Origin of the sequence: Pseudomonas sp. BF-R-24 (assembly GCF_019947335.1) — a bacterium.
Taxonomy (GTDB): Bacteria; Pseudomonadota; Gammaproteobacteria; order Pseudomonadales; family Pseudomonadaceae; genus Aquipseudomonas; species Aquipseudomonas jessenii.
On the sequence record NZ_JAGYGG010000004.1, the window covers coordinates 254,507 to 263,628 of the forward strand.

Consider the following 9,122-nt stretch of genomic DNA (forward strand, 5'->3'; position numbering starts at 1 on the left):
CAGTTCACCTGTATTGTGCGAGCTCAGTTAACTGTTTATAGGGGGTGTACTGGTCGAATTTGAGGTAACTGTACCTGTCTGCACTGTTAAGGTGCAAATCTGCTGTTTTGACTCGACGAGGTAGGAGTTTTCCTTAGGAAATGACCGGTACAGTAGTACAGTTTTTTTCATAATGTGAAGCAGCAGGAGCAAGCTGACGAAACTGTGTTTGCGTCAGCTGCTATCTGTACAAATTACTTGTTCAGCATTTGCCCGGTTTCTTCCAGGTTGATGTGCCAGCTCAGGGCATCACGCAGGATGTGCGGGGTGTGCCCGCCGATGGCGCACGCGGTGGTGAAGTAATCATTCAGCGCCTGGCGGTAATCCGGGTGCACGCACTTGTCGATGATGACCCGGGCACGCTCCCGAGGCGCCAGGCCTCGCAAGTCTGCCAGGCCCACTTCGGTCACGAGGATGTCGACGTCATGTTCGGTGTGGTCAACATGGCTGACCATCGGCACCACGCTGGAGATCGCACCGCCCTTGGCGATCGACTTGGTCACAAACACGGACAGGTGTGCGTTGCGCGCGAAGTCGCCCGAGCCGCCGATGCCGTTCATCATCCGCGTGCCGCAGACGTGAGTGGAGTTGACGTTGCCATAGATGTCGAACTCCAGTGCCGTGTTGATGCCGATGATGCCAAGGCGGCGCACGACTTCAGGGTGGTTGGAGATCTCCTGCGGACGCAGAACCAGTTTGTCCTTGTAGCGCTCCAGATTGCCGAACACGTCGGCATTGCGCCGGCTCGACAGGGTGATCGAACTGCCCGAGGCAAAACTCAGCTTGCCCGCGTCGATCAGGTCAAAGGTCGAGTCCTGCAGCACCTCGGAATACATTGTCAGGTCTTCGAACGGCGAGTCGATCAGGCCACACATCACCGAGTTGGCGATGGTGCCGATACCGGCTTGTAGCGGGCCGAGCTTGTTGGTCATGCGCCCGGCTGCCACTTCCTGTTTGAAGAAGTCGATCAGGTGGTCGGCAATGGCTTGGGTCTCGACGTCCGGCGCCAGCACAGTGGAGGGCGAGTCAGCCTGGTTGGTGACCACGATGGCGACGATTTTTTCCGGTGGAATCGGGATGGCGGTGCTGCCAATGCGATCGTCGACCTTGACCAGCGGAATCGGTGTACGGGTCGGGCGGTAGGTCGGAATGTAGATGTCGTGCAGACCTTCGAGATTCGGGTTGTGCGCCATGTTGATTTCGACGATCACGTGCTTGGCGAAAATCGCGAAGCTGGCCGAGTTGCCGACCGAGGTGGTTGGCACGATATGCCCTTGCTCGGTGATCGCCACGGCTTCAATCACGGCAATGTCCGGCAGCTTCAATTGCTGGTTGCGCAATTGCTCCACGGTTTCCGACAAGTGCTGGTCGATGAACATGACTTCGCCGGCATTGATCGCCTTGCGCAGAGTGCTGTCGACCTGAAACGGCATGCGCCGCGACAGCACGCCAGCTTCGGTCAACTGCTTGTCGAGGTCGTTGCCCAGGCTTGCGCCGGTCATCAGGCTGATCTTGAGCGGCGTGACCTTGGCACGCTCGGCCAGCGCCTGGGGGACGGCCTTGGCTTCGCCTGCGCGAGTAAAGCCACTCATGCCGACGGTCATGCCGTCCTCAATCAGAGCGGCAGCGTCGGCAGCGCTCATCACTTTGTCCAACAACGAAGGCAGGCGAATACGGTCACGGTACATGGATTGTTATCTCGGGTAACAGGTAGCAGGACGTGCAGTCTAGTGAATTGCGCCGGCTTCTGTCCCGCTACCAAGGTCGCAATCGAGGCGTCTATTCCGGGCCTTTCAAGCAAAACACCGTTACCGGATCGGTAACAAAAGGATAGTTTGTCCGACGATTTGCGCAAACAAAAACGCCCCGACGAGTCGGGGCGTTCCGTGTGCCGCAGAGGGTTACTCGACGGCTTTGACCATGTCTTCGATGACCTTTTTAGCGTCGCCGAACACCATCATGGTCTTGTCCAGGTAGAACAGTTCGTTGTCCAGGCCGGCGTAGCCGCTGGCCATCGAGCGCTTGTTGACGATGATGGTCTTGGCCTTGAACGCTTCGAGGATCGGCATGCCGGCAATCGGCGATTTCGGATCGTTCTTCGCGGCCGGGTTGACCACGTCGTTGGCGCCCAACACCAGTACCACGTCGGCCTGGCCGAACTCGGAGTTGATGTCGTCCATCTCGAACACCTGGTCGTAAGGCACTTCGGCCTCGGCCAGCAACACGTTCATGTGGCCGGGCATACGACCGGCAACCGGGTGGATCGCATACTTCACGGTCACGCCGCGATGGGTCAGCTTCTCGGTCAGCTCTTTCAGCGCGTGCTGCGCACGTGCCACTGCCAGACCGTAGCCCGGCACGATGATCACGGTGTCGGCGTTGGTCAGCAGGAAGGTCGCGTCGTCGGCCGAACCGGACTTCACCGGACGGGCTTCTTTCGAACTCGCCGGGCCGGCCGCGTCCGCCGTATTGCCGAAGCCACCGAGCAGCACATTAAAGAAGGAGCGGTTCATCGCCTTGCACATGATGTACGAGAGGATTGCACCGGACGAACCTACCAGCGAGCCGGCGATGATCAGCATCGAGTTGTTCAGCGAGAAGCCGATGCCCGCCGCTGCCCAGCCGGAGTAGCTGTTGAGCATCGACACGACCACGGGCATGTCCGCGCCGCCGATCGGGATGATGATCAGCACGCCGAGCACGAAGGCCAACGCCAGCATCACGCCGAAAGCGGTGTAGTCGCCGGTGAGCATGAACGTCACGCCCAGGCCCAGTGTGGCCAGGCCCAGCAGCAGGTTCAGCTTGTGCTGGCCACTGAACTGTACCGGTGCGCCCTGGAACAGGCGGAACTTGTACTTGCCGGACAGCTTGCCGAAGGCGATCACCGAGCCGGAGAAGGTGATTGCACCGATGGCGGCACCGAGGAACAGTTCCAGGCGGTTACCGGCCGGGATCGCGTCACCGAGTTGCTTGACGATGCCCAGCGACTGCGGCTCGACCACGGCAGCCACGGCGATGAACACCGCGGCCAGGCCGATCATGCTGTGCATGAAGGCGACCAGCTCCGGCATCTTGGTCATTTCAACGCGTTTGGCCATGATCGAACCGGCGGTGCCGCCGATCAGCAGGCCGACGATGACGTAGACGATACCGTCCTGGGCCAGTTCGGAGCCCAACTTGTAGATCAGGCCGACCGTGGTGAGGATCGCCAGGCCCATGCCGAGCATGCCGAACAGGTTGCCACGGCGCGACGTGGTGGGGTGCGAGAGGCCCTTGAGCGCCTGGATGAAGCAGACCGAGGCGATCAAATACAGGGACGTAACCAGGTTCATGCTCATGCTTGCTGCACCTCAGCCTTGACTGCTTCAGCTTTGGCGGCCGGAGCTTTTGCCGGCGCTTTCTTCTTGAACATTTCCAGCATGCGGCGGGTGACCAAAAAGCCACCGAATACGTTGACCGCGGCCAGGGCCACGGCCAGGGTGCCCATGGTCTTGCCCAGTGGCGTCACGGTGAGGGCCGCGGCCAGCATGGCACCGACGATCACGATCGCCGAGATCGCGTTGGTCACCGCCATCAACGGGGTGTGCAGCGCAGGCGTGACGTTCCAGACCACGTGGTAACCGACATAGATCGCCAGCACGAAGATGATCAGGTTGTAGATACCGTCAGAGATCAGCATGTCTTCCATTGTTTTTATCCTCAGCCGTTCTTGCGCACGATCTGGCCGTCGCGGCACATCAGGCACGCGGCGACGATATCGTCTTCAAGGTTGATCACCAGTTGTCCTTCTTTATCGAACAACAGTTTCATGAAGTCCAGCAGGTTGCGGGCGTACAGCGCCGAAGCGTCAGCCGCCACGGCGCTGGCCAGGTTGGTCGGGCCCACGATGGTCACGCCATTTTCGACGACCACCTGGTCGGCCACGGTCAGCGGGCAGTTGCCGCCCTGGGCTGCCGCGAGATCGATGACCACTGACCCCGGTTTCATCTGGGCCACGGTTTGCGCGCTGAGCAGCGTCGGTGCCTTGCGGCCGGGAATCAGCGCGGTGGTGATAACGATGTCCGCCTGCTTGGCGCGTTCGTGCACGGCCGCGGCCTGGCGCTGCATCCAGCTGGCCGGCATCGGGCGGGCGTAACCGCCGACACCGACGGCGCATTCGCGCTCTTCATCGGTCTCGTAGGGCACGTCGACGAACTTGGCGCCGAGGGATTCGATCTGTTCTTTTACCGCAGGACGCACGTCAGACGCTTCGATCACTGCCCCCAGGCGCTTGGCGGTAGCGATGGCCTGCAAACCGGCCACACCGGCACCCAGAATCAGCACGCGCGCCGCTTTCACGGTGCCCGCAGCGGTCATCAGCATTGGCATGAAACGCGGGTAGTAGTGCGCGGCCAGCAACACAGCCTTGTAGCCGGCGATGTTGGCTTGCGACGACAGTACGTCCAGGCTTTGGGCGCGGGAGGTGCGCGGCGCGGCTTCCAGGGCAAAGGCGGTAATGCCGCATTCGGCCATTTTGGCGATGGTTTCATTGCTGAACGGATTGAGCATGCCCACCACTACGGTGCCGCTCTTGATCAGGGCGAGCTCGCTGTCGCTGGGGGCGACGACTTTGAGAATCAGCTCGGCACCAAACGCATCGTTGGCGCTGCCAATGCTTGCGCCTGCCGCTTCATAGGCACTGTCGACAACGCTGGCATTAATGCCGGCGCCGCTTTGTACAGTGACCTTATGGCCCTGGCCGATCAGCTTCTTGATGGTTTCCGGGGTTGCAGCAACCCGTGTTTCACCGGTCTGGGTTTCGAGAGGAACACCAATGTGCACGTCAAATCTCCTGCGTGATCTTATTGAGTAAACCCATGCACTACGGATGGTGCGGCTGGGGCGGCCGATCAGCACGATCCCGCCAAATCAGGGCGGGGCGCGGCATTTTGCAGGCGAACTTTGTGCCCTTCAAGGGATTATGACGGGTGACGGAAAATTAACTACAAGTCACCCCGTGACCGAATGTCGCAACCAACCGGCTCAATCCCTTGCAGACCGTGCTTTTCAAGGATTCTGGCCGAAATTGAAGAATTTACACATCGGCCGTATGAATGATGCGGCATTGCCTCGAAATAGTGGCGCAAAGCCGCGTCATCAGGCGCTTGTGGGACGTTTGTACGACTTGTCGATACAGTTTGCTGCTATGCGACAAATACGTATATCTGTAGGGCTTTTGTTTTGCTGACTACGGGGTCAAATAACATTGTAGAGCCTTTATCCCTCTAGGCTGTAGCTGTACGCCTGATTTACCAGCCAGTCACGAAATGCCTTTAAAGACGCGGATTCGACCTTTCGCTCAGGAATCATCAGGTAGTAAGCCTTGATACTGGACAGTGCTTGGGGGTTGGCGATCACCAGGCGTTTCTCTTTCAGCTCCCTTTGAATCAGGAACGGTGGAATCAGGGCAATGCCCATGTCGTGCATGGCTGCCTGGGCGAGCATGGAGAATAGCTCGTAGCGGGGGCCCGTCATGTCTCGCGGGACATTCAGGTGTTGGGAGTCGAACCATTGGCGCCAGGCATAGGGGCGAGTGGTTTGTTGCAGAAGAGGCAAGTCGGCGATTTCCCCGGGCGTCAGACTGGTCTTGTTTCCGAGCAGGTTGGGGCTGCAAACGGGCATCGGATTTTCACCCATCAGCCTGTGGGATTCTGTACCCGACCAATCCGCGTCGCCGAAGTAGATGGCGGCATCAAAATCCGTGTCGGCGAACAGGAACGGCCGCGTGCGGTTGGTCAGGTTGACCGTCACTTCCGGGTGTTTCTGCTGGAAATCCTTGAGTCGCGGCAGCAGCCATTGGGTGCCGAAGGTCGGAACTACGGCCAGTTCGATCACGTTGGTGCCCTGCTGGCCCATCACGGACAAGGTGTCGCGCTCAACGGCATCGAGCTGAGTGGCCACCCGACGGCTGTAGGAGAGTCCGGCTTCCGTCAGCTTGACCCCGCGCCGCGAGCGTCGGAACAGTTCCACACTGAGGAACTCTTCAAGGCTGGCAATCTGTCGGCAAATCGCTCCCTGGGTCAGCGAAAGCTCCTGGGCGGCCTTGGTGAAGCTCTCGTGGCGCGCCGCGGCCTCGAAGCTGATCAGGGCGGTGGTGCTGGGTATCTTTCTGCGCATGTACGTCAACCTCACTAATACATCGCATAAAAGCTCTTTTGCGACGTTTCGGAGTGAGAAATTAGCACAACAGTATGCAAAATCCTCGTTTGCCGTCGCGCCGATCCGGGCCTAGGATCAGCCTACGTTATTTGACCCGATTCGAGAGGACACACTCATGGGCGGTAAAGCTAGCTTCAACTGGATCGATCCCCTGCTGCTGGATCAACAGCTCACTGAAGAAGAACGAATGATTCGCGACACGGCTGCGCAATTCGCTCAGCAAAGCCTTGCGCCGCGCATCCTCGAAGCTTTCCGTCATGAGAAGACCGATCCGGCGATCTTCCGCGAAATGGGCGAGGTCGGCCTGTTGGGCGCAACCATCCCCGAGCAATACGGTGGCAGCGGCCTGAACTATGTCAGCTATGGCCTGATCGCCCGTGAAGTCGAGCGCATCGACTCCGGCTATCGTTCGATGATGAGTGTGCAGTCCTCGCTGGTGATGGTGCCAATCAATGAATTCGGTACCGAAGCGCAAAAGCAGAAGTACCTGCCGAAACTGGCGTCGGGCGAGTGGATCGGCTGCTTCGGCCTGACCGAGCCTAACCACGGCTCCGACCCGGGCGCGATGATCAGTCGTGCGCGCAAAGTGGAAGGCGGCTACAGCCTTACCGGCAGCAAGATGTGGATCACCAACAGCCCGATCGCCGATGTGTTCGTGGTCTGGGCCAAGGACGATGCCGGTGACATTCGCGGCTTCGTTCTGGAGAAAGGCTGGAAAGGTCTGAGCGCTCCGGCGATTCACGGCAAGGTGGGCCTGCGGGCATCGATCACCGGTGAAATCGTGATGGACAACGTGTTCGTTCCGGAAGAGAACATCTTCCCGGACGTCCGTGGTCTGAAAGGTCCTTTCACTTGCCTCAACTCGGCACGTTACGGCATCTCCTGGGGTGCGCTGGGTGCAGCCGAGTTCTGCTGGCACACTGCTCGCCAGTACACCCTGGATCGTCAACAGTTCGGTCGCCCACTGGCCGCTACCCAGTTGATCCAGAAGAAGCTGGCCGACATGCAGACTGAAATCACCATGGCGCTGCAAGGCTGCCTGCGACTGGGTCGTATGAAGGACGAAGGTACCGCTGCGGTCGAAATTACCTCGATGATGAAGCGCAACTCTTGCGGCAAGTCCCTGGATATCGCGCGCATGGCTCGCGATATGTTGGGCGGCAACGGCATCTCCGATGAATTCGGTGTGGCGCGTCACCTGGTCAACCTGGAAGTGGTGAACACCTATGAAGGTACTCACGACGTCCATGCACTGATCCTCGGTCGTGCGCAAACCGGCCTCCAGGCGTTCTATTAAGGAGAACGTCCATGGGCGCGCTATCGCATCTACGGGTACTGGATTTATCGCGGGTGCTGGCCGGGCCTTGGGCCGGGCAGATCCTGGCCGACCTTGGCGCTGAAGTGATCAAGGTCGAGCGTCCGGGTAACGGCGATGACACGCGCGCCTGGGGACCGCCGTTCCTTAAAGACGCTTATGGCGAGAATACCAGCGAGGCTGCTTATTACTTGTCGGCCAATCGCAACAAGCAATCTGTCACCATCGACTTCACTCGCCCTGAAGGGCAGAAGCTGTTGCGTGAACTGGCGGCCAAGTCGGACATCCTGATCGAGAACTTCAAGGTCGGCGGTCTGGCGGCTTATGGCCTGGACTATGAAACGCTGAAGACGATCAATCCGGATCTGATCTATTGCTCGATCACCGGGTTCGGCCAGACCGGTCCTTATGCCAAGCGTGCGGGTTATGACTTCATGATCCAGGGGCTCGGCGGCCTCATGAGTCTGACGGGGCGACCTGAAGGCGAAGAGGGTGCGGGGCCGGTGAAGGTTGGCGTGGCGCTGACGGACATCCTGACCGGGCTGTATTCGACTGTCGCGATCCTGGCTGCGCTTGCGCATCGGGATCACGACGGCGGTGGTCAGCATATCGATATGGCACTGTTGGACGTACAGGTGGCTTGTCTGGCCAATCAGGCAATGAACTACCTGACGACAGGCAACGCGCCTAAGCGCTTGGGTAATGCTCACCCGAACATCGTGCCTTATCAGGATTTTCCTACGGCGGATGGCGATTTCATCCTTACCGTCGGGAACGATGGTCAGTTCCGCAAGTTTGCGGAAGTGGCCGGGCAGCCGCAGTGGGCGGACGATCCGCGTTTTGCCACTAACAAGCTGCGGGTGGCAAACAGGGCAATACTGATTCCGCTGATCCGCCAGGCGACGGTGTTCAAGACTACCGCTGAATGGGTGGCGCAACTGGAACAGGCTGGCGTGCCATGCGGGCCTATCAATGACGTGGCCCAGATGTTTGCCGATCCTCAGGTCAAGGCACGTGGGTTGGCTATCGAGTTGCCGCATGCGCTGGCCGGGATGGTGCCTCAGGTGGCGAGCCCGATTCGATTGTCGGAGACGCCGGTTGAGTATCGTTTTGCACCTCCTCTGCTGGGTGAGCACACGCTTGAAGTTTTGCAGCGTGTGTTGGGTCTGGATGCCGGGGCGGTGTCCGCATTCAAGGCTTCTGGCGTTCTCTGATAGGTCTCTTCTATATAGAGGGTGTTTCGGCTCCTCTATATAGGCACCCTTTGGGGTGTTTTGCTGCTTTCTGCAGCTTATTGATAGAAAACCTAAATCAGTGCTTGACGGCAGATTCCAGATCTCTATAATTCGCCCCACTTCCGGCGCAGTCGAAACGGAAAACTCCTTGGTAAACAAAGAGTTACGCAGTTTTCGGCAGCAGGTTGCTTCAGTTCATCGAAGCCGAAAGGGAGTTGAAAAAGAGGTGTTGACAGCAGCGTGTAACGCTGTAGAATTCGCCTCCCGCTGATGAGAGATCTGATGCGCAAGTGGTTGAAGTTGAAAAGGAAACTTGGAAAACTTCTGAAAATAAT

At 58.9% G+C, this 9,122-nt stretch carries 7 protein-coding genes; 2 read left to right on the forward strand and 5 right to left on the reverse strand.

Going from position 1 to position 9,122, the window contains the following annotated elements:
* Positions 1 to 233: 233 nt before the first annotated feature.
* The 5 genes from KGA98_RS05410 to KGA98_RS05430 form a co-directional block, all read right to left on the reverse strand.
* The gene (locus KGA98_RS05410) at positions 234 to 1,727 is read right to left on the reverse strand and encodes an acetyl-CoA hydrolase/transferase family protein (RefSeq protein ID WP_223501721.1); all 1,494 of its coding nucleotides are present in this window, start codon (positions 1,725 to 1,727) and stop codon (positions 234 to 236) included.
* Positions 1,728 to 1,940: 213 nt separating this feature from the next.
* Entirely contained in the window at positions 1,941 to 3,377 is a 1,437-nt protein-coding gene (locus KGA98_RS05415; RefSeq protein WP_223501724.1) for an NAD(P)(+) transhydrogenase (Re/Si-specific) subunit beta, read from the reverse strand.
* Complete coding sequence (locus KGA98_RS05420) at positions 3,374 to 3,727, reverse strand: NAD(P) transhydrogenase subunit alpha (protein WP_057712569.1); 354 nt, start codon at positions 3,725 to 3,727, stop codon at positions 3,374 to 3,376. Before KGA98_RS05420 ends, KGA98_RS05415 begins: the two co-directional genes overlap by 4 nt.
* An 11-nt stretch (positions 3,728 to 3,738) precedes the next feature.
* Positions 3,739 to 4,860 carry a Re/Si-specific NAD(P)(+) transhydrogenase subunit alpha gene (locus tag KGA98_RS05425; RefSeq protein ID WP_057712568.1) on the reverse strand — a complete coding sequence of 374 codons (1,122 nt, stop codon included), beginning with the start codon at positions 4,858 to 4,860 and terminating at the stop codon, positions 3,739 to 3,741.
* Between the two features lie 435 nt (positions 4,861 to 5,295).
* The gene (locus tag KGA98_RS05430; RefSeq protein WP_218494514.1) at positions 5,296 to 6,195 is read right to left on the reverse strand and encodes a LysR family transcriptional regulator; all 900 of its coding nucleotides are present in this window, start codon (positions 6,193 to 6,195) and stop codon (positions 5,296 to 5,298) included.
* A gap of 157 nt (positions 6,196 to 6,352) precedes the next feature.
* Between KGA98_RS05430 and KGA98_RS05435 the strand changes: the two genes are divergently transcribed.
* Together KGA98_RS05435 and KGA98_RS05440 are read left to right on the forward strand one after the other, a co-directional pair.
* Positions 6,353 to 7,534: an acyl-CoA dehydrogenase gene (locus KGA98_RS05435; protein ID WP_008053124.1), complete on the forward strand. Its 1,182-nt coding sequence runs from the start codon at positions 6,353 to 6,355 to the stop codon at positions 7,532 to 7,534.
* A gap of 11 nt (positions 7,535 to 7,545) precedes the next feature.
* Positions 7,546 to 8,766: a CaiB/BaiF CoA transferase family protein gene (locus KGA98_RS05440; protein WP_223501727.1), complete on the forward strand. Its 1,221-nt coding sequence runs from the start codon at positions 7,546 to 7,548 to the stop codon at positions 8,764 to 8,766.
* Positions 8,767 to 9,122 lie beyond the last annotated feature (356 nt).

Coding starts and splice junctions, on each gene's coding strand:
- KGA98_RS05410 (WP_223501721.1), bottom strand. CDS start 1,727: ATGTACCGTGACCGTATTCGCCTGCCTTCGTTGTTGGACAAAGTGATG.
- KGA98_RS05415 (WP_223501724.1), bottom strand. CDS start 3,377: ATGAGCATGAACCTGGTTACGTCCCTGTATTTGATCGCCTCGGTCTGC.
- KGA98_RS05420 (WP_057712569.1), bottom strand. CDS start 3,727: ATGGAAGACATGCTGATCTCTGACGGTATCTACAACCTGATCATCTTC.
- KGA98_RS05430 (WP_218494514.1), bottom strand. CDS start 6,195: ATGCGCAGAAAGATACCCAGCACCACCGCCCTGATCAGCTTCGAGGCC.
- KGA98_RS05435 (WP_008053124.1), top strand. CDS start 6,353: ATGGGCGGTAAAGCTAGCTTCAACTGGATCGATCCCCTGCTGCTGGAT.
- KGA98_RS05440 (WP_223501727.1), top strand. CDS start 7,546: ATGGGCGCGCTATCGCATCTACGGGTACTGGATTTATCGCGGGTGCTG.